This is a genomic window from Cysteiniphilum marinum (genome assembly GCF_014857925.1).
Taxonomy (GTDB): Bacteria; Pseudomonadota; Gammaproteobacteria; order Francisellales; family Francisellaceae; genus Caedibacter; species Caedibacter marinus.
The window spans coordinates 1-21,256 of the sequence record NZ_JACYVZ010000001.1; the positions used below are offsets into that span (position 1 = coordinate 1).

Here is a 21,256-nt window from a genome sequence, read left to right on the forward strand (position 1 = left end):
GTCGTAAAAGTGAACGCCTTCCCGTACAAGTTAGTTTCAAAGGGACAATACAATTGTTTAATAGCTTTGTATCATGGTTAAGCTTCGCAGCAAACTCAGATAAAGCTCATGACATATTGCTGCAGGCAATCTTAAAAAACAAGGCGGGGAATAGACCAGGACAGATTGAGCCTCGAGCTGTTAAAAAGCGCCCCAAAGCATTTAGGCGACTTAATAAAAGTAGGGAATTAGAAAGAGCTGAAATAATTAACAGGATGCAGAAAAATGCCAATAAAAAAGATTCATCTGCCGCTTAAGGTAGTGCCATTAATATATAAATCTCCGGAGTATCACGTATCTATTTATGGTAGTGAAGATGCCTTTGTTAGGATTCTTTATAATGTCATCGGTAATGCACTTAAGTTTGCAACGGATGTAACGGTATGTTTGCAAATGGATAAATCAAATATCATATTAAGTATCGAAGATAATGGTCCTAGCGTGCCGGATGATATGAGTTTAAATGAGCTTTTCCGTCGAAGAGTGCAAGCTGATAATCAGGATATGTCACGCACACAGCAAGGCAGTGGCCTTGGTCTTGCAATTGTTTATGAGTTGGTGCATCAAACTGGTGGTGATGTCACCTTGAAAAATTTATCACCCAGTGGTTTTGGTGTTTATATTCTTTGGGGACGGTAAACTAAAGTCAGTACATCCTGTCAACAAGTCTGTAAAATACCAAATAAGTGGTATATAATCATCGGCACTTTCAGCATTCTATACAATTAATATGAGAAATATTCTAGTTACTAATGCATTGCCATATGCCAATGGTCATTTGCATTTGGGGCATATGCTTGGTTATATTCAATCAGATATTTGGGTGAGATTTCAAAAAATGCGTGGTAATCAGTGCCACTTTGTTTGTGGTAGTGACACGCATGGCACACCGATTATGCTTAAAGCGAAAAAAGAAGGGATCAAACCTGAAAAATTAGTTGAGCAAATGTCGCAAGCACATCGCGATGATTTTATTGATTTTGAGGTTGAGTTTGACAATTATCATTCTACTCATCACCCATTGAATCAGGAAATTGTCGAAGCTATTTATTTAAAGCTTAAGGTAAATGATCTTATTAGCACGCGTGAAATTGCGCAAGCTTATGATCCAAAGGCAGAGATGTTTTTGCCGGATCGTTTTGTTAAAGGGACGTGTCCTAAATGTAAGGCAGAGGACCAATATGGTGATAGCTGTGAAGTCTGTGGCGCAACCTATTCGCCAATAGATTTGATTAATCCTAAGTCTGTAGTCAGTGGTGAAACACCGATTCAAAAAAACAGTGAGCATTTCTTCTTTAAGATCAGTGAATTAAGTGAAGATATTCAAAAGTGGATGAAGCACAACAAGGCATTGCAGCCTGAAGTGCAAAATAAACTCAAAGAATGGTTTGAGTCAGGTTTGCAAGATTGGGATATATCACGTGATGCACCATACTTTGGTTTCCCAATTCCAGGTACGGATAATAAGAAGTTTTTCTATGTATGGCTTGATGCGCCAATGGGATATATTGCAAGCTTTAAAGACTTATGCAATCGCGCAGGTATTGACTTTGATGCCTATTGGCGTCAAGACAGCAAGGCAGAGCTTTATCACTTTATTGGTAAGGATATTATTTATTTCCATGCGCTTTTTTGGCCAGCAATTTTAAATGCTGTAGATTATCGAACACCTACTGGTGTTTTTGCTAACGGATTTTTGACAGTTAATGGTAAGAAAATGTCAAAATCGCGTGGTACGTTTATCGCAGCAAGAACTTACTTAAATCATTTAAAAGCAGATTATTTGCGCTATTATTTTGCCAGTAAATTAACCCCTAGAATTGATGATATCGATTTGAACTTAGAAGACTTCGTGCAAAAGGTGAACTCAGATGTCGTAGGCAAAGTCGTTAATATTGCCAGTCGTTGCGCGGGCTTTATCAATAAGCGCTTTGATGGCATGTTATCTGAGCATATTCATGATCAGGAACTAATTGAGCGCTTTCATGCGGCACATGAAGAGATCACGACACTTTTTGAGAAACGTGATTTTGCACAAGCATTACGTGTAATTATGCAGCTTGCTGATCAGGCGAATCAATATGTTGATGCTTATAAACCATGGCAGTTGATTAAAGAAGAAGGTCAAGAGCAAACGGTGCATGAGGTGTGCAGTCTGGCGATCAATCTCTTTAAAATTATTATTGGTTATTTAAAGCCAGTAATGCCAGAGTTAGTATTGAAAGCCGAGCATTTTCTAAATATCAATCAATTGCAATGGGCGGAGATTCCTAATGTGTTATTGGGGCATAAGATTAATGTCTTTAAACCATTAATTGCGCGTGTTGAGCCAGAAAAGATTGAATTAATTATTGAGGAGACAAAAAAGATGCAATTAGAAGCAGAACAAGTAACAGAGGTCACACCTGAGACTGAGGTGAAAAATAGTTTAAATATCGCCAATGAAATTAAAATCGATGATTTCTTCAAAGTGGATTTACGTGTCGCGCAAATTATTGAAGCGGATCACGTTGAGGGTTCTAATAAACTATTGCGTTTGAAGCTTGATTTAGGGCAAGAGCAAAGACAAGTATTCTCAGGCATAAAAGCAGCTTATAATCCGGAGAGTTTAGTGGGTAAATACACGGTGATGGTGGCAAACTTAGCACCACGCAAAATGCGTTTTGGATTATCAGAAGGAATGGTGCTGTGTGCCGGTGATGGAGACTCACTATATCTACTAGAGCCTGATCAAGGGGCAACCCCCGGAATGCGTATTAGCTAAGTTTCTAAATATGTTGATTAAATGCTGGTTGGTAAGGCGTGAGTTCCAAGCTTTCGAGTTTTTTAGTCGCTTTTTGACTATCATATGATGCCTGTATTTTTAACATCAGTGCTGAGCTGATGTTAAAAACTTTTTCAATACGTGCTGCTAGATCTGGTGTAAGGCTTGCTTTGCCATTAACCACTCGGGATAACGCAACGCGAGTAATACCTAGCATGTCTGCTACTTTTGAGATATTGAGGTCTTTGTCCTCATCAATCACAAGACTTTTAAATACAAGACCAGGGTGTTGTGTATGTTTGCTCATTTTCATGCTCCACGTTTTAGTGATAGTCTCTGTAATCAACGACATAAACATCGCCATCTACTAACTCAAATGTTAAGCGCCAATTGCCATTAACATCTAAGGCCCATGGCCTTGTTTTGCCATGGAGTTGGTGAGGTCTTAATCGATAAAACAAAGTTATAATTTCTTGTTCGTTACTGATATGATCCAAAGCAGTTAGTAGGCTAAGCAGTTTATCCGCATGTTTGGGTTGAATACCTTTTGCGATCCCTTTTTCCCAAAGTTGTTTTAAGCCTTTGTGCTTGAATGACTTTATCATAATCGGCAAGTTTTATTTGTATATTGAAAGTATACGAAATAAACAAGGAATGTAAATGGTTGCTATACAATTTCCTATGTTTTTTGCCTTAAAATCAATGTGTTGTTTTTTTGAATCATCTCAAGTTGCTTCAATGCACTCATACCTAAAAGAATGAAATCATCATCTGTTTGAGGGTTAATGCTAGCGCGAACATTGCGCAATGTGATATTACCAATACGCAATTGATCAATTGATGTTTGATAAACGGTGATATTGCCATTAGCAGTACTGACGCTATAGCCTGAGCCTTTCTTTAATCCAATTTGCTTGGCAATATGCTCTGGAATGGAGACGGAACTCGCACCTGTGTCGACTAGAAATTTGACTTTGACGCCATTAATAAAGCCAAAGCTGACATAATGATGGTTATAAGCATTTAATACAACCGTCTTTTCAAGTGCGTTTTGTTGTGATGTTGGTGTTAGATTTACTTTTTCTTCATGTTGCAAATAAGAATGCGCAAGATAGGTGATAAGAATAAAAATGACAATCCAAAAAGCATAGATAAAGCGCTTTTGCATTGTTTAACCTAGGGTTTCTTTTAGTAGTTGAAAAATCTGGCGGTAGGATTTGCCGGAGGTTTGCTGTGATACTTCTTTGTGATGATTGCGAATCAACTGGCGTAACTGCTGTGTATCAGTATGCGGATGATCATTCATAAGCTTATCAAGGGCTGCTTTCATCGTATGTTCGTTCACAAGCGCATCACGCAATTGCTCTAAACGATGCATTTTAGCAATCTCAACCTGATTTTTCTGTGTATAACCATCGTAAGTAGCATAAGCTGTGCTAAGATCAGCGTTGCGCATCAGTTTGCCAATGTATTGCAGCTGACGTTTCAACGCGATGCGTTGCATGGATTTTGCTTTGATGATTTCATCAATAATTTTTTCATCTAGTGGCATTTTTTTGATGCGTTCTTCACTTAGTTCAGTTAATTTCTTACCAAAGTCGGTGATATCATGGGCTTCTTTTTTAATTTGTGTGCGACTTTTTTCTTCAGTAAAATCATCACTGTTGTGATCTTGGTAATATTCTTCAGTCATTGCCGTTTTTCAATAGGATTTTGTGATAATGATGTGTAGAATGATACACCAAATTCCTAAGGGATTGGAGAAAAATAAAGTAAATGCTTGGCAAAGCAAATCTGTTTTCTATCAAGGCGTCTTAAACGCAGACATAGCAAGGCTATGGCAAAGTTTAAGCAACACAGATAGAGAAAGAATAGGCAACGCAAACATTTGCTTTATTTGATGACGATTCCTAAGTTATATAACCTTATCTTGGAGGATACATCGATGTTTGATCGCCACGTTACCGTTGCACAATTTGATCCAGAATTATTTCAAGCCATTGAAAATGAAAATAAGCGTCAACAAGAGCATATTGAACTAATTGCTTCAGAGAATTACGCAAGTCCCGCAGTGATGGAAGCGCAAGGCTCACAACTTACCAATAAATATGCCGAGGGCTATGCCGGTAAGCGTTATTATGGCGGTTGCGAATATGTCGATGTCGCTGAAGAGTTAGCGGTTAATCGCTTAAAAGAGCTATTTGGTGCGGATTATGCTAATGTGCAGCCGCATTCTGGTTCACAGGCAAATGCTGCTGTTTACTTTGCACTGCTTCAACCAGGAGACACGGTGCTTGGCATGTCTTTAGCGCATGGTGGACATTTAACACATGGTGCTAAGGTCAGTTTCTCAGGTAAGTTATTCAATGCGATTCAATATGGTTTAGATCCACAAACTGGTGATATTGATTATACAGAGGTGGCGCGTTTAGCGAAAGAGCATAAGCCCAAGATGATTATCGCTGGATTCTCTGCATTTTCAGGCATTGTTGATTGGGCGCGCTTTAGAGAAATTGCTGATGAAGTTGGTGCTTATTTGATGGTTGATATGGCGCATGTTGCAGGTTTAATTGCCGCAGGCGTTTATCCAAATCCTGTTCCTTTTGCTGATGTGGTCACCAGTACAACACACAAGACATTGCGTGGACCGCGCGGTGGGATTATTCTGGCTAAATCAAACCCCGAGCTTGAGAAAAAGTTCCAATCAATTGTTTTTCCAGGCACACAAGGTGGACCATTGATGCATGTCATCGCTGCCAAAGCAGTTGCTTTTAAAGAAGCATTGCAACCTGAATTTAAGTCTTACCAGCAACAGGTGGTGAAAAATGCTAAAAAGATGGCGGAAGTATTAATGTCGCGTGGTGTTGATGTTGTCTCAAAGGGTACTGAGAATCATTTGATTTTAATTGATTTAATCAGTAAAGATATCACAGGTAAAGATGTTGAAGCCGCTTTGGGGCGCGCAAATATCACTGTAAATAAAAACTCAGTGCCGAATGATCCACGTTCTCCTTTTGTCACCAGTGGGTTACGCATTGGCACACCTGCTATTACCACGCGTGGTTTCAAAGAAGATGAGTGTGCGCAAATTGCGCATTGGATGTGTGACATTATCGATGATCTTGGCAATGAAGCAAAAGAGCAGGAAATTAAACAAAAGGTTGTGGCACTTTGTGCTAAATTCCCTGTTTATTCAGAAGATAAAGCAGCTGAATTGGCTTAGCGATTGTTATTACTTTTTATCAGGATGATAATACTTCGGGGTAAAGCTAATCCCATATTTTACATACATCCACATTTTAGAGACAAAGGCTTGTAACTCAGGTGGATGCATATTTAATACATACATTTTCTCAATCATAGCTTCTGTTGGATTAACGTTAAGGTCTTTAAATAAAGCATTCAAATATTGGCTATTATCAACAACGCCATTGGGTTGATAAATATAGTTGCTATTCATTGCTGCAATATAAGGATCCATATTGAAGTTTAAAAAAGCATAGGCAGCATCAAGATTTTTAGCACCTTTAGGAATCATCAGCATATCAAACCAGATATTTGTTCCTTCTGCGGGCAAGACATATTTTAAGATTTGATCGGGATTGATCTCTTTAGCGCGCTCAACGGAGCGCACAACATCTCCTGAGTAGCCCATAACAACACATAAATTACCGGCAGTGAAATCATTTTGGTATTTGTTGCTATCAAAATACTTAACATATGGGCGCACATTTTTAATCAAATACAACGCTGCCTTTTCATAAGCTGCTTTGTCAGTGGTATTCGGGTTGATACCCGCATAATAAAAATAATTGCCAAATACCTGCTCAGGTTCATCAAGCATTGAAACACCGCATTTAGATAATGTTTTAAGATACTTTGGATCGAATAAATACTTCCAACCATTGGGTACAACAGCGTGTCCAAAGACTTTGGCAACTTCTTTGACATTATAGGCAATACCCGTTGTCCCATAGCTATAGACAATCGCATAATTATTACCTGGATCATTAATTTGAGAAATCTTATCATAAATGGCTTTATTGCGATGTGCCCAGTTGGGTAATTTGCTTTTATCAAGCTTAATAAGTGCATGTGATTTGATCTCACTTGGTAGGTAAAGTGCGCCTTGCTCAATAACATCAAATCCAGAGGCGCCAGTCATCACCTTAGCGCGTGTCATATTATCATCAGTGGTATAGCTTAGACGCACACGAGAGTTAGAAAGGTGACTAAAACATGGGATAAGATCCGGTGACATATAGTCTGCCCAGTTTGTAAAATTAAGCGTTTGCTTGGTTTTAAATGGCGTAATTGGAGCGCTTAATAATTTCTCACTACACTGAAAATCAGCAGCAGATAGCAAGCCCGAACAGCCGATAAATAGCGTAACAATATATGAAGTCTTTTTAAGTTTCATCGATAACATAACAAAGCCCGCAAAGTTATAAAATTAAAATATTGGGCTATTGTAGCGTTAAGTGACATCACTTGATAGAACTTATTGTTTGTTGTATCAGTTCTCTTTGACTTTCCTAAATTCAAGTTAAAAGTGAAATGAATAGAAGGCATATTCATGAGCACAAAAATGACAAGTTATTCATTAGCATTTAAAGCCATCGTATTAGACGCCTTATCCTATTACCTGCTTGACTAATCAAATGGTTTAGCTACCATTGATGCAGTTAAATGTTTCTTGGGGAAAATGTTATGCAAGGAAAGACTGTTCTTGTGGTAGATGATGAAACGGAAATACGTGAAGGTATTGCTGAAGTTTTAAAGGAAAATGGCTTTGAAGTGATCACAGCTGAAAATCCGATAGAAGCAGATGAATTAATTATAGATAAAAAACCAGATCTTGTGCTTTTAGATATTATGATGCCTTTAGAAGATGGTCGCTCGTATTGTCGAAGGCTGTTTGAGAAATATGAAATTCCGATCATCATGATCAGTGCATTAGAGTCAGATGTTGAAGAGCTCATTGCCCATGAGTTGGGAGCGATACACTATATGCGGAAACCTTTTAGTATGCGTATTTTGTTAACAAAAGTGAAAAATGTCTTACGCGTCTGTGCACCGATCAATCAAGCAATGACTCAAACTGCGAACAAAGGAATGTATCGTTTAGATCGATTTAACTTTGACCCGATTAAAAAGGTTATTTTTAATTCACAGGATAAACTAGCGCTTAATACCAATGAATGTAAGATAATCTTGTTGCTGATTGAGTCGAATAAAGAAGCGATGTCAACACCTCAATTAACCAAAGAAATTTATAATCGCGAGTATGATTTTGAGGATAGATCGGTATCAACACTTGTCTATCGCTTAAGATCAAAGCTTAGGAAAATTGGCGGTGAGGAGCTCATCCAAAGCGAATATGGAGGTGGATATGTCATTCTTGCCGATGTGGTTAAAGAAGATTAAACAACTGAAGTTCCGCGTTTACTCTAGTTGGCTTTCAATTATTCTTGCAATTGCTAGTGTATTTTTGTTTATTCAAATAACCTTGTCTGCATTTAATTATTTTTTGGAGTTAAAATCCAGTCGTGTTTCTAATATTTTGTATTACTTGTCTAATTTAGAGTATTTTGATTTTGATAAAATTGAGAAAGCGCATTTAAAAAACGCCTTACCTAAGTTAAGTAATAGTATGGTATCTATAACCATACAAAAAAGCAGACCACAAAACCTGGATTATACACATCCAGAAGGCCCGATTACTAAGGAGCAAATTGACGAAATATTACCGGGAGTCAATTTTTTTCATGGGTGGCGGATTGGTGTCTATGTTGAAGAATTAAGAGAATGGGTATTACTTAGTATTAAACCTTTGAAAATGCCTTGGAAGTTGAGTGTTTTTATTCTTATTCAAGCGCTTTTGATTATTATCTTGATGAGCTACTATTGGAATGTCTATCAATTGAAAAAAGCATGGAAAAGAGTGCATAACTTGTATCAAAAAAGTATGAGCTTCAATGACAAAAACGATACAGATATACCGATTACAAGTGCTGCTATTATTAGAATGGCAGTCAAAGATTTGGAGATTTTGATTAAGCGTGTTGATAGTCTTTCAAATGAAAAAATTCATATGATGATGTCGTTAGCACATGGCATTAGAACACCTTTGATGAAAATGAATGTTGCTTTGTACAAAGTAGATAATCCTGAAGCTGTTGATAAGCTAGAGGTGCTTATCAGTGAGATTGATGAAATTTTGTCACAAATTATACAGTATACCAAGTCGGAGCAAGGCAGTGCCGCAAAGCAGACAACTGATTTAGCAAAGCTAACACAACAAATATTTGAACAATATGCTACAGCTATCCCTTTGTTTAGCATTGTGACGCTTTCAAATAAAGCTTTTGTAACGAGTATTAATAAGGTGAGTTTTGAATTAGCCTTAAATAACTTGGTGGATAATGGCATCAAGTATGGCAAACAAGTCGAGGTGTCAACTTATCAAGATAAAGGGCAGTTTTATATTACCATTCAAGATTATGGTCCAGGGATTGATAATAAAGATATGCATAAAATTTTTGAACCTTTCCAACGTATTATGAATGGAAGGCATGGTAGCATTCGCGGTTCAGGAGTTGGTTTAGCGATTGTCAAGAAAATGCTTGAGGAGCATCAGGCAACGGTGACATTGGAAAATAATAAAAAGGGATTGAAAATTTGCTTATGCTTTGTCTTAGCTTAAATAACAAAACAACGAAAGCAAATCATTTCTAGGATCTTTTTATCTGCCATAATCTGAAGAAATCATAGTGCATAGATATTTGATGAAGTATTTGGTTGTATTTCGTTATTTCATTTTTGTCTGAAATTGGCTGATAATGCAACATATGCAAGGCAACGGGGGTTGGCTTTGCTTAAGTTACGATTGATGCTTGCATCAATAAATAAAAACTTAGAGTTACATCATTTATCAATTTGTGAATGAATGAAGATAAAACATATTATTGATTTTGCGCTGTCAAATCATTTTTGATAAAAAATTATGGGGTATTGGTTTGTTATGTTTAAATGCTATTATGTATGTGCAAGTGATTTTTTGATAAAAACTTGTCAAAAGTTTGTGCTATCTTTATTTTGTGGCTTAATGCTGTCAGTAGGGTATGCATCGATTCACCCTGGGGCTTTGATTGAAGAATGGGACGATGATAGCTCTGAGTTTACCAAAGTAATCAAGAATACAGGTGATAAAACGGAATATGTCAATATTTTGCTATATAAAATTGAAGATCCTTTTGGTGTAAATAAAGAGACACCGATGGGGCTTAAGGAGATGGTTTCGGATCTCTTGGTATCACCTTTAAAGATGATTTTACCACCTAAGTATGAAAAAATTTTACGCTTAAGTTACCCTAAAGGTCGCCAGAATTTTACGAAAGATCATTACTATAAAATCGTAGTTCAGCCAGTGTTACCAAGTCTTGAAAATGGTTTTTTTAATGTAGAAAATAAGATGCAAGCTGGAGTGCAATTGAATATTGCTTACGGTACGCTATTGATTGTCACACCGTTGGCTAAAAATATACATTACCAAACTGAGCACAAGGTCGCTAACCATGAGCTTGCTTTTAATAACAAAGGAAATAGCTTTGTGAAAGTGGAAGTTAGAGGCAAGTGTCAAGAATCGGCGGATAATCCCTGTAAGAATGATGTTGTTCTTGACAAGAAAAATGTCTATGCAGGTCAAAATATAACAATTAGTTTAAAAAAATATCAACGAGATACTGTCACTTACACTATTTATGAAGGTAAAAAACAGCAGAAATTTACGCTTGAATAAATAGGTGATATTGAAGTTTGTGTAAATGCTGGCTCATCAGTTGAATGTACTCTCTGGGTGAGTTATTTACATAAAAATGCAATAGTATAATCATGCTAAATTATTATCTCCTGTTACAACAGGTTAGGTTGTAGAGTTTAACCAGTTGGCTTAACTATCTAGTTATGCTCATGTTTTGAGTACGCTTATTGCTCATGTGGTTTTATGTAAACAATTTAAGTAAACAGTTTAGGCATGTAAAACTGTTGCAATGATTGAACGTGTTTAATCAACACATTAACGTACAATATATTAAAGAGGTTTATACTATGAAATTAACAAATAAAAATATAATATTAACAAGCTTAATAAGCAGCGGTATTTTAATGGCCAGTACTGGATTTTCTGTTGAAACTAATCAGACGTCAAATCTTAGCTTTAATCTGTATGCTAACATTGTAGATATTAACAAGCCAAATATCATTTTTGAGGCGGTTAAAGATGATATTGAATTATTATTTGATGCTGATAAAAACGTTTTAGAAAGTAAAACGATAGCGCTAAATTACAAAGTAACTGGTGGAGATCTAACTTCACTAAATGCTAAGCTTATAGGTTCGACTGTTCTGTTCTCACCAGAAACGGATGCTACACCAATTAATTATGATGTGATTGTTAATGGTAAGACTTTGACGACCGCTAGTCAGGATCTCTCGCTGAGTGCCGCAGAAGGTACATCAAGTGCGATTCAAATAGCTATCCAACCAACTACTTTGGGTAGTGGTGGCGTGTATGTAGGAGAGTATACGGATACTGTTGATCTACAGTTTGATGCTTCCTTGGGAACTACTAACTAGGTATAGCAAGTCCCTCAGTAACTTTAGTGAATAGATATTCATTTTTCTAACTCTATTTATTTTTAATAGGCTATAGCAAAATTTAGTAAGTGATTATTAACGTTATGCTTTACAGCGTATTGTTAATAAATAGAGACTTTAATCGGGTGGTTGGTTGTTTATGTCTTTTAGAATGTGTTGCTTTCTCTTTAGCATCTTAGCCTCCAGTGGAGCGTTATATGCGAGTATTCCCAGTGATTTTGTGGAGTTTTCTCAAATGCAGAAGGTTGATGTAAAAGTAGTTGTTGCTGGTATTGATCTTGGTTATCAACAAATGACAATTAAAGATCAATCATTGCAGATTAATTTAAGTGACATATTTACTCCAATCAAACTTAGTGACACGGCTCAAAACATTATTCAAAAGATATGGGAAAATGGCATTCCTTTTGACAGTACAATTTATTGTTTGCCTGAGTATCAAGCGTTAGGTGTCTGCAGTGCCAATGAGATTTTGGCAAGTAGTATGTTTACAGATAGTAATTTTCAGCTAACGATTGACATTGCTCCACAGGCTATTGCATATCAAAATCATCGAGATCAAACCTATATTCACTTAGGTGATAAGACGCAGTATGGCAGTATCTTTAACTATAACCTTTATTTTAATGCATCAAATAATAATGCAAGCAATTATACGCTAGACTTAAATAACGTCAGCAGCGTCAATAATACTGCGCTATATAGCGGAATCTATGCCTCAGGTAATGAAAACAGTAGTTTGCTGAATCTTGAGACATTGTATCTAACACATGAGTTTGCGGATGCCTCATTCACAGCTGGCTATACCGGTATGTTATCAAATATTACGGGCTTAAATTATATAGCTACAGTTGAGGGATTAATCATGCAATTATCTAGCTCAAACAATATGAAGCGTAATAAAAATAGTAATTCACAGGAGCCAATTTTTATTTACGCGCAGAGTAATACTCGGGTTGAGGTATATAAAGATGCTCGTATGATCAGTTCACAGTATTTCGCTGCTGGAACACACGAGCTTGATACGTCTGATTTTCCCTATGGGATTTATCAGGTTGAGCTTAGAATTTATCAAGGTAGCACCTTGATAGAAACACGAAAAACGGCAGTTGTTAAACCCACAACATCATTAGATTTTGGTGATAGATCCTCACACTATAACATTTGGTTCGGTCTTGCAGCACCACATAGTTATCGTGAAAATGGATTTTTGCCACAAAATTTTGATGACCTCTATCTTGGCGCAAGCTATTCGCATTTATTAACAACCACTGCAGTAGCAAGTTATGCGGCATATCTGGTTGATAATATTGCTACTGCAGAATTGAGTATTGATTATACATGGTCTGATGATACTTCATTTAATATGTCGGCAGCATTTGATAATCAACGTGGCTATGGCTATAACTTTAATGCTAATACAGCCATTTCTAACAATCTTTATACCACGCTTTGGTATAGAAAAGAAGACTCAGGGTTGGGAGATATCTTTAGCGCATTTTCTAATGACTACCACAGCGTTGGTGTTTCAGGTTCTTTAAGTTTGGGTGATTGGTATATGGGCTCTTTGTCTTTGTCGTTACTATATGACCTAAATGCTTATCAATTTGATAGTAATCTCTCACATTATATGACCTGGTACAGTGATCGCAATTTACGTATTTACTCATCATTGAACTATAGTTACTCACCATCAGCGAGCTCTATCACGAACAACTTTTCTGTGATGCTAAACTTTAGTTATTCTTTTGATGATGGCAGTAATATAAATAGTTCATTAGGACATCAGTCTCAAAATGGCGTCAATAGCGCGAGTCTTGGGTACTCACCAAATATAAACGCTCCTTATATCGACGATATTGCATTGGATATTGATCAAGGTGAAGATAGTAATTCACAAGGCGTATCTATTGATTTGGGTTCTGAAGTTATCGATGGCTATATTGATATCTCACGGCAAACAACGGGCACCGATACAACGCATTCAGCCTATGGTTCGTTGTCAGGTAGTTTTGTAGTTACGGATTTTATCCCTACTTTCTACCGGAACGCTTATAATGACGCTGGTGTGGTGATTGATATGAGCATGCCATATGATGCGACGATTGAAGCTGAGATTAATGATAAGCGCCATACCCTACATTCAGGTCAAAACTTAATCATGCTACCGGCATATAGTGAGTATAAAATGAGACTATTAGAGGCACGTAATGATCATGCTAATTTACAATATTCACAAACACCACAATCTTTTACCTTGTTACCTGGTAATATTGTTCAAATCAATGAAAAAGCAACATCAACGATACAGATTATTGGGCAGGCGTTGGTTGAGGGGCAACCTAAAAAAAATGTAGTAGTTAAAAACCATGTGAATCAAACATTAACTGATGAAGAAGGGTATTTTATGGTCTATATCGATAAGTTAAATCCATCAATTCAAATTAATGGCAGTTGTAAACATGAGTTTACAGATGTTGAAAACATTGAGAAAGGTCAGTGGATAGGAGTAATCAAATGCTAAGTAAATCTCTTGAAATCTATATTATAGTAGGGGCTTTTTATGTATATTCATAATTATTTTAGGTTTTATCTTTGTGTATTTAGTCTCTTACCAATGTTCAATACAGCGAGTGCGGTTGAGGCAATCACTATTAAAAAATTTAACACCAATTATTCAACATCTGATTTAGTTCCTGAGTTTAGTCATTCGGTTGGTTTTACTGTTAAAAAAGATGGGAGTATTATCAACAATAATTATCATGAATCATTTCTGTTTGACGACCCTACTAGTGTAAAAGCTGATAACACTGGATATTCACAGCCTATAGGTAACACATTAAACGATTACGATGCTTACCCATGGGGTTTGATATTGGTAGAAGTTATTAATGAATATAATCACAAAAAATATAACATCGTAGTTCATCTTTTGAATGAAGGGTTGCATGATCATGGCGGCAACGTTAGTCGAGTCGATCCAACCTCTTATTGTAGCCCTGAAGTCCATCCTTACTGCCTAGATCCTGATTATATGAGAAGTGTACTTCATGTCTCTGTAGTAAGTGGCAATGGATATGATTACAATCAAGACTTACCTGCAGGTAACTATTCAGGGAGCTTTTTGGTGGGTGTTGGAAATGATAATGGTAATGATCTGGATCAAATAATGGTTAATATACAGAGCCTGGAAATTCCTCTAAAGCATGAATTTTTAGTGGCTAATGATGAGCTAAGACTTGTGCCTGATTACCCATATGACTCCAATAATACAACCTATCACAGCAAAACACACATTAAGCATACATCGAATGTTGATGAAGGTACTTTAGTCAATTATAGGGTACAGCTAAACTGTAATAGTAATCACAATAATGCATGTCATTTAAGCAATGGTAGAGATAAATGGGCATATCAGGTGAAGCTTGATAATATTGAAATTAAACCAGATGATAAGAATTTTAAGCTAAAGAACATTCCAAATCTATATAACTTTGATATGCAAGTGATCGCTGAGAATCCACCAAACCCAGGGGAGTATAGTGATTCTTTTGATCTTATCTTTACACCAGAATGGCCATAATTGATATTAGAGGGTGAGTGAAGACTATACCGGAAGATGAAGAATGATTTAGTGTGAATTGGCTTTTTGTTTTTTTATGCAATTGCTGCATAGTTTTAGTGTGAAAAAGTCATGTAAATGGTGAAGATAATTGAGAATTAAATTATGATAGCTAATCAATATGGGGTGAGTTTTAAGGTCTTCGTTGAGGAGAAATATAAGCAATCAATTGAATGTGTATTGTTTAAGTTTGCTCAAGATGGTCTGACCTATAAAATGGTTGCAAATATCACTGGTTTTAAAGTTACCACGGTTAGAAAGTATACTCGTCGCTATAAGCTGAGTTTGGCAAACAGCATGACACAAGTGGCAACGCAACGAAACTTTTTAACTGAAATAAAAAAGAATGAAATAGACTCAATCAATTTTTTGTATAAAGCATGGTGTTAACTAGTTTAATCCGACCGCCCCCTAAAGGCAAAGCGTTCTGCAATATCGCGGTAACTATCATTGAATCGATTGAGCAAAAACCTATCTTTTGCAGTAGATATACTTTTGGGAATGAATTGTTTTGTACTTTAAAGTTAAGAAACTGTCACAGGTAGTATTATTTAGTTTGATGACTGGCTGATTTTTGCAAATATAATACTGGCTACTCAACGGGGAAACTTTTTGCTGAAACTAAAACATAGTAATAACTTGCAGGTATCTCTGATGTGGAAATAGAACAAAAAACAGCAAAATAGCAAGTTATTCTGGAGGTTGTTTATGATAAATAAGTGTGGTAGTGTTTTTGCAGCGGCTTTATTGTGTGCTGGATTATCTCAGGCAAACACGGGCTCAAAAGATGAGCGCTTTATGGCGGACGAGCCAATTAGTTTTTCTCAAGAGGGTGGCACGGGTCTGAGTCCATATGTTGATGGTAGTTTTGATAAAAATTCTAAAATAACCATGAAGGCAATAGGTCAAGAAGGTGTAGTTTTCGATCTTGAGAAGACAATTGTAACGTATTATTTAAATCCTCGAGGAGAATCGGCTGGAAATTCAGCTAACGCACAAGTGCTTGGAAAAGCTCAATTTAAATCAGTTAGTGGTGACTCTCACGTCATACAGTCTATTTTTGATCTAAATGATCTAAATACAAATATCTTGGATAGTGTAAAGTTAGGAGACAGGATTAGCTATCAAGTGGTGTTTGCCAAAAAAGGGGGGGCAGGTAATCCAGTGGATGTTGAGATTAACTACACGCCATATGCCTTTAATAAAGACTGTGTTGAAACAAATAAAGCTTATTTTTGTTCGCCGCTAAGTGTAGAGCGTATGAATAATGCACCTGCTGATTTTCCAATACCAAGTTATGATGGGACGGCAAAAGAAGATGGTGTGGATTGGGTTTCAATGTCTTATGTATATGGTGATGATAGCTCGAGAGCACTGTTATCAGCAGATGTCGTTGATCCTATTGCCTTTTGTGCCGGTTTAAAATTAAATGGTCAAACGATGACAACACCAACTGTGAATGATCTTAAATATTTAGCTGAATGGTTGGCTCTAGAAGGCAAGACGCTTTCAGGTGATTATGGTTGGCCTGCTAATAAGAATAATTATATCAGCAATTCAAAAGTGTCTCACATTTACGATCAACAGGTTACGATGTATAGTGCAGTGTATTTTGGTGAATCGGTTGGTACTGGCGATAGTAGTATAAACCTTGGGGATGAATTTTCTGTGTTTGATACAACGCATCAATATGTGATGTGTAAGCTTCAAAAGTAGCCTTAAATATCTAACTGCCTGTACATATGTTATCAGGCATTTTCATGATCTAACCTATTTAAAATAAATAGGTTTAGAAAAATTAACATTTACTTAGGTGCTTATATTTTACCTTTATTACTTTTTGGCCATTATTGCAGGATTGTAATGATTAATTTGAATGTGATTTATTTAAGAAGGGTTTTGCTATGAGGTGCGGTATTAAAAAGGCATACCATCACTGCGTTATTGTATTGATTACAGTACTGATGATTGCAGTGTTAAGTGGCTGCAGTCAAAAAATTGATGGAGAAAAGACAGTGTTAGAGAAGAGCGTGTCACAGGCTTTTATTGCAGATGATCTGACATTTGTTGCTTCAAATAGATCCTCTGTTGAACATCATTTGACGATTAATACCGCTGCTTTACCTGCCATTAGTAAAATAGGGGGTGATGAAACCTATGTGAAAGTAGAGCTAATTGATGCAAGGCAAGAGATTAAAGATGTGCAGAAACTGCGCATAGCAACATTATCATCAAGAAATGCTCAGGCAGAGGTTAAACTGGGGGAGCCTGTTACATTTACCATTCGCTCAAATAAAGAGACGGCTATTGGTCCACATCAGCTTAAGGTCGCATTAGATGGTGTGGTGGATGATGTTACTTTGTCATCTGCAATGGTCGTTAAGGAGCCTGATAAATATCGTTATTCATCTAGCGACGATTACGAGACATATCCTCTATTGATTTCAACTTCACAAGATGGAAACTATGCTATTGGTAGTACTGATCATGATGTTTATATTTATGATCAATCAAGAAACATATGGGATGATGTGACTTTGGATCTAGATAGTGACGACAATTTCATTGTTGAGTCGCACAAAATATCACCAGATGGTCAGAGTGTGATGGTTGTTACATCAGTACCTAAAGAAGGAGAGTCTGACAATGTTAATGTATATATGTCGAGAGATTATGGCAAAACATGGCATGTTACCACTATTTATCGTGATTATTCTTCAGGTGATCTTCACGGTGATGGTGCAGTAATGTCGGCAGATGGTAAATACATCATGCTAGCATTTAATGATTTTTTTAATGGTGATGATACGATTTATTTATCATCTGATTATGGCATGTCATTTAAATCATTTAAATTGCAAATGCCTAGCACGAAAGTTTATGCTTTTTATGTGGATATGTCTGATGATGGCAGGATAATGTTGGTTTCTTCAGGCGTTATTAGCCCTGGAGCAATTGTGGGTGATGACTTAGGTCAGCCAGCTCAGCACTATGTCTATCTGTCAACGAACTATGGCAAGGATTGGAAGTCTATTAATCATAGGCTCACTAGTATCGATGGTAATGGCTCATCGTTACCATTGGGCTATTCTCTAACGATGTCTTTAGTCTCAAATGATGCTGATGTTCTCTTGCTAGGTGGGGCTAGGATGGTGGGGGAATTTACTACAGATGATCCATATTATAAAAGTTTTGCTTACCGTTCGTTAGATCAAGGGATGACCTGGGAGGTTATTAATGATTTATCAGACATTGATTATGCTTACTTTGATACGAGACGCGTTGCCATGTCAGATGATGGTTCAAAAATATATGTAGGCTTTGCAAGTGATGATGACCATAAGGTGCCAGATCCTCTGCTTTATTATTCTGGGGATAGTGGACATACATTCAAACCAATGTCCTTAGGCGTGGGTAACGACTTTCATAGCGTCCAGTTTATAAACACATCATCATCAGCAGATGTGACGTTGTTTACTGTGAATGAATATGCTGACAAAACGTCCCACCCAGCGTGTAAAGTGGTAGCGGATCAAAGTGTTACAAATAGTGATGGTTGTGATGTCGTATATATCTACGCATTCGGTCATCTATATTCTGCCGTATTTCCTAAGTTCACAGTTACAGCAACAGCGTTATCAAAAGATGGTCGATATCCAGTGTTAGGGATAAAAAATGAAAATGAAATGGCAACTTTTCAACAGGTTAATCTTGATTGTTTCCTGAATGTTGCGCCTGTTGGTGTTGCCTGCCCTGCCTTTTATCGTTCTTGGTAGTTGTGTTCATAAACGTTTGTATGAGCCTATGCTTGGTTGATGTGATTAAAGAAAGCCCATTGAGAGCCAGTGAGCGCATTGAAATTAAATAAATTGAGTATTTATTCGCTCGCTTTAAAACGTGAAGTGTTAACCACATAACAAAGTTGTATAGCGGTTCTGCCGCTCAAGTACCCTCGGATTAGCCGAGGGTTGCTATTAGATTTATGTTGTATTATTTGAATGGGGAAAGTGAATGAAGAGTAATTGTTTAATAGGATATCTATCAATGGGATTAGTTGGTGGAGTATTATGTGTTGACTTGTTGACAGCACAAGAAGTTATTTCCCAATCAGATGAAAGGGGTAAAAGTCGTCATGTGTTAACAAAAACTGTTGATGAGAAATCTGAAACAAGAGGTACTGTTTATATCGAAGACCTTATGCTAGTGACTTCAGGAAATAAAGCACCAGAGTTAGGTGAGGACATTTTAGTTAGTGCAGAGTATAAATATTATGATAGCTTTGAAAATGAGGAAGGTGCTTCTGCATATGGTTGGTACTTTAATGGTGAATATCTAAGCTCAGCTGCCGGTCTTCGTAGCATTAATCTGGGAAGCGATTATATTCAGAGTAAAAGAGGGGGTATTCTTACACTAAAAGTGACGCCAAGATCATCAGGTGGTACTGGTAATGTCGCAGGCTCGACAGAAACAACATCTATCTATATAGGGCATCACCGTGATGGTATTCCAGAAACTGTCTTTTCTAAAAGCTGGCTAAATCAAAGCGCTAACCATGGATTTAATTCATTGAATAATTTTGAGGATAAATATTTTGCATCGACTGCTAACGATGCTTATGCCTATATTGATGACAATGGGCAATTAAAACAAGGTGGAAATAGTGCAGTAACGGATATGTTAGGTACGTATATAAGGTATTTTGAAGACCATGGTGTCAAGCAGTTGTACTCAAACAAAGCGTCTTTAGCAGCTTTACTAGATGATGGTGTTGGTACCTTTATTGCATGGGGTGGCGGAATGCAGAGTACTAATTTCAGAGATGCAGAAAATAAAGCATTTATCAAAGAAGGTGTTGCAGCTGTTTATCCAGGGATTGATGAATATGTCATTGTCAATACGAGTGGGGAGCTTAAAGTAGCTAAGCCAAAAGATGGTGAATTATCGTATCCTCCGTTATCGCATGATGAACTAGAGCATCTTAAAAATAATGTCAGAGCAGTGTATCGAAGCGGTAGTGATCTTGATAATGCTCCCTATGCCTATGCTGTTTTAACTAAAGATTATCGTGTTTATGCTTGGGGTGCTAAGGAGGCAGGAGGTGTGATGCCACAAGATGTTAAGGATGCAATCGCTGATAATCATGCCATTGCGGTATATGCAACAAGAAGTGCGTTTACTGTACTGTTGGGGAATCTTACTGTCGTTAGCTGGGGCAATGAAGATGAAGGTGGTAAGACGCCTCCCCTTGATGCTTCATATATTAGAAATATTACAGCAAGCTCAAGCTCATTTACTGCGCTTAAACAGGTGGCGGGAGGTACTTCTAATCAGCATAAAATTCTCTCATGGGGGCGGTTAGAAAGTGTTCAGTCTCCAAATATTCAAAGCTATAAAATGCCTGAAATTTTTGCAGCAGAGAATGCTTTCTTGGTGGTGGATATGCAACCAGATAGTAGCTATCGTGCAGAGGTTTGGGGAGATATTGATCAAAGCTCTATACTTACGGTAACGCCTGAAAAGGGTTCTAGCTCAAAAGAATTAAACCCTATTATTAGCTCAACAAATAACTCATTTGCACTGTTAACACCCGAAAAAAAATCATCTTCTTATAAAGTGAGAATGTGGGGGAGAAATGCAAATATAAGTGCTAATAATGAAGTCATAGGTTTTCTTAAATCGCAAAGTATGGAGAGCATTAATGCAAGTCAATACGGCTTTATTGCGACTTTTATGTCACCCTTTGAAGATAGGGTGTTGAGTTGGAGTGATTCTGTGGTGTATACTTCACCACTTCAAGATGGTGAAGAGTTATCTATAGATAGCATATACACGTCGAGCTCTAATGGATTAATAAGTGGCTATGGTTGTCTGCAGATTTATGCAGTAGGCGGCACAGACTATAAAGAAGTAAATTCTTGTATTGAAGATCCTACAAAAAATACAGTTATTACAGGGTACCATGCGTTTTCAGAATGATTTTGATTGTAAAGATAACGCAACTTTAGCGCTATAAGTCTAGATGTTTTAAAAATCAAAAAAAACTATTCATAAGCATCTAAGCACCTAAGCACCTAAGCACCTAAGCATCTTTGCTGCAACTAAACATAATAATAACTTGCGGGTGCTTATGGTGTGAAAAGTAAACAAAAAAGCAAGTTATTCTGGAGAAATAA

Annotated in this window: 19 protein-coding genes; 14 read left to right on the plus strand and 5 right to left on the minus strand. The window is 37.0% G+C overall.

The annotated features are described in order from the left end of the window. From IE867_RS14580 to metG, 3 genes are all read left to right on the plus strand, one after another. Positions 1–296: hypothetical protein (locus IE867_RS14580; protein ID WP_225629897.1), on the plus strand; the 296-nt coding region annotated here is incomplete at its 5' end. Then, complete coding sequence (locus IE867_RS00005) at positions 265–678, plus strand: sensor histidine kinase (RefSeq protein WP_192482724.1); 414 nt, start codon at positions 265–267, stop codon at positions 676–678. The genes IE867_RS14580 and IE867_RS00005, both read left to right, overlap by 32 nt. Positions 679–769: 91 nt before the next feature. Further along, positions 770–2,803 carry a methionine--tRNA ligase gene (gene metG / locus IE867_RS00010; protein WP_192482725.1) on the plus strand — a complete coding sequence of 678 codons (2,034 nt, stop codon included), beginning with the start codon at positions 770–772 and terminating at the stop codon, positions 2,801–2,803. A 4-nt stretch (positions 2,804–2,807) separates the two neighbouring features. On the opposite strand, the gene IE867_RS00015 is transcribed toward metG, so the two are convergent. The 4 genes from IE867_RS00015 to yjgA form a co-directional block, all read right to left on the minus strand. After that, positions 2,808–3,110, minus strand: coding sequence for a HigA family addiction module antitoxin (locus tag IE867_RS00015; protein ID WP_191092702.1), 303 nt, complete (start codon positions 3,108–3,110; stop codon positions 2,808–2,810). 16 nt (positions 3,111–3,126) lie between these two features. Further along, positions 3,127–3,408 carry a type II toxin-antitoxin system RelE/ParE family toxin gene (locus tag IE867_RS00020; RefSeq protein ID WP_192482726.1) on the minus strand — a complete coding sequence of 94 codons (282 nt, stop codon included), beginning with the start codon at positions 3,406–3,408 and terminating at the stop codon, positions 3,127–3,129. Between the two features lie 74 nt (positions 3,409–3,482). Next, a complete protein-coding gene (locus IE867_RS00025; protein WP_192482727.1) occupies positions 3,483–3,971 on the minus strand; it encodes a retropepsin-like aspartic protease family protein in 489 nt (162 codons plus the stop codon). A gap of 3 nt (positions 3,972–3,974) precedes the next feature. Then, complete coding sequence (gene yjgA / locus IE867_RS00030) at positions 3,975–4,496, minus strand: ribosome biogenesis factor YjgA (RefSeq protein ID WP_192482728.1); 522 nt, start codon at positions 4,494–4,496, stop codon at positions 3,975–3,977. 252 nt (positions 4,497–4,748) lie between these two features. Here yjgA and glyA point away from each other — a divergent pair, with 252 nt between their 5' ends. Beyond that, positions 4,749–6,026, plus strand: a complete 1,278-nt coding sequence (glyA, locus tag IE867_RS00035; RefSeq protein WP_192482729.1) for a serine hydroxymethyltransferase — start codon at positions 4,749–4,751, stop codon at positions 6,024–6,026. Between the two features lie 9 nt (positions 6,027–6,035). Here glyA and IE867_RS00040 read toward each other — a convergent pair whose 3' ends face one another. Further along, positions 6,036–7,232, minus strand: a complete 1,197-nt coding sequence (locus IE867_RS00040; RefSeq protein ID WP_225629898.1) for an extracellular solute-binding protein — start codon at positions 7,230–7,232, stop codon at positions 6,036–6,038. A gap of 281 nt (positions 7,233–7,513) precedes the next feature. Between IE867_RS00040 and IE867_RS00045 the strand changes: the two genes are divergently transcribed. The 10 genes from IE867_RS00045 (at position 7,514) to IE867_RS00090 (ending at position 21,059) form a co-directional block, all read left to right on the plus strand. Beyond that, positions 7,514–8,230, plus strand: a complete 717-nt coding sequence (locus IE867_RS00045; protein WP_192482730.1) for a response regulator transcription factor — start codon at positions 7,514–7,516, stop codon at positions 8,228–8,230. Next, complete coding sequence (locus tag IE867_RS00050; RefSeq protein ID WP_192482731.1) at positions 8,196–9,509, plus strand: sensor histidine kinase; 1,314 nt, start codon at positions 8,196–8,198, stop codon at positions 9,507–9,509. Before IE867_RS00045 ends, IE867_RS00050 begins: the two co-directional genes overlap by 35 nt. Positions 9,510–9,863: 354 nt before the next feature. Beyond that, the gene (locus tag IE867_RS00055) at positions 9,864–10,604 is read left to right on the plus strand and encodes a fimbrial biogenesis chaperone (RefSeq protein WP_192482732.1); all 741 of its coding nucleotides are present in this window, start codon (positions 9,864–9,866) and stop codon (positions 10,602–10,604) included. A 308-nt stretch (positions 10,605–10,912) separates the two neighbouring features. Next, positions 10,913–11,440 carry a hypothetical protein gene (locus IE867_RS00060; protein ID WP_192482733.1) on the plus strand — a complete coding sequence of 176 codons (528 nt, stop codon included), beginning with the start codon at positions 10,913–10,915 and terminating at the stop codon, positions 11,438–11,440. 256 nt (positions 11,441–11,696) lie between these two features. Then, a complete protein-coding gene (locus IE867_RS00065; RefSeq protein ID WP_192482734.1) occupies positions 11,697–13,985 on the plus strand; it encodes a TcfC E-set like domain-containing protein in 2,289 nt (762 codons plus the stop codon). A gap of 39 nt (positions 13,986–14,024) precedes the next feature. Then, on the plus strand, positions 14,025–15,044 hold the full coding sequence (locus IE867_RS00070) for a hypothetical protein (protein ID WP_192482735.1): 1,020 nt from the start codon (positions 14,025–14,027) through the stop codon (positions 15,042–15,044). A gap of 144 nt (positions 15,045–15,188) precedes the next feature. After that, the gene (locus IE867_RS00075; RefSeq protein WP_192482736.1) at positions 15,189–15,473 is read left to right on the plus strand and encodes a hypothetical protein; all 285 of its coding nucleotides are present in this window, start codon (positions 15,189–15,191) and stop codon (positions 15,471–15,473) included. A 318-nt stretch (positions 15,474–15,791) separates the two neighbouring features. Continuing rightward, a complete protein-coding gene (locus tag IE867_RS00080; protein ID WP_192482737.1) occupies positions 15,792–16,799 on the plus strand; it encodes a hypothetical protein in 1,008 nt (335 codons plus the stop codon). A 188-nt stretch (positions 16,800–16,987) separates the two neighbouring features. Beyond that, positions 16,988–18,859 (plus strand): WD40/YVTN/BNR-like repeat-containing protein, encoded by a 1,872-nt coding sequence (locus IE867_RS00085; protein ID WP_192482738.1) that lies wholly within the window; start codon positions 16,988–16,990, stop codon positions 18,857–18,859. 235 nt (positions 18,860–19,094) lie between these two features. Further along, positions 19,095–21,059 (plus strand): hypothetical protein, encoded by a 1,965-nt coding sequence (locus tag IE867_RS00090; protein WP_192482739.1) that lies wholly within the window; start codon positions 19,095–19,097, stop codon positions 21,057–21,059. Positions 21,060–21,256 lie beyond the last annotated feature (197 nt).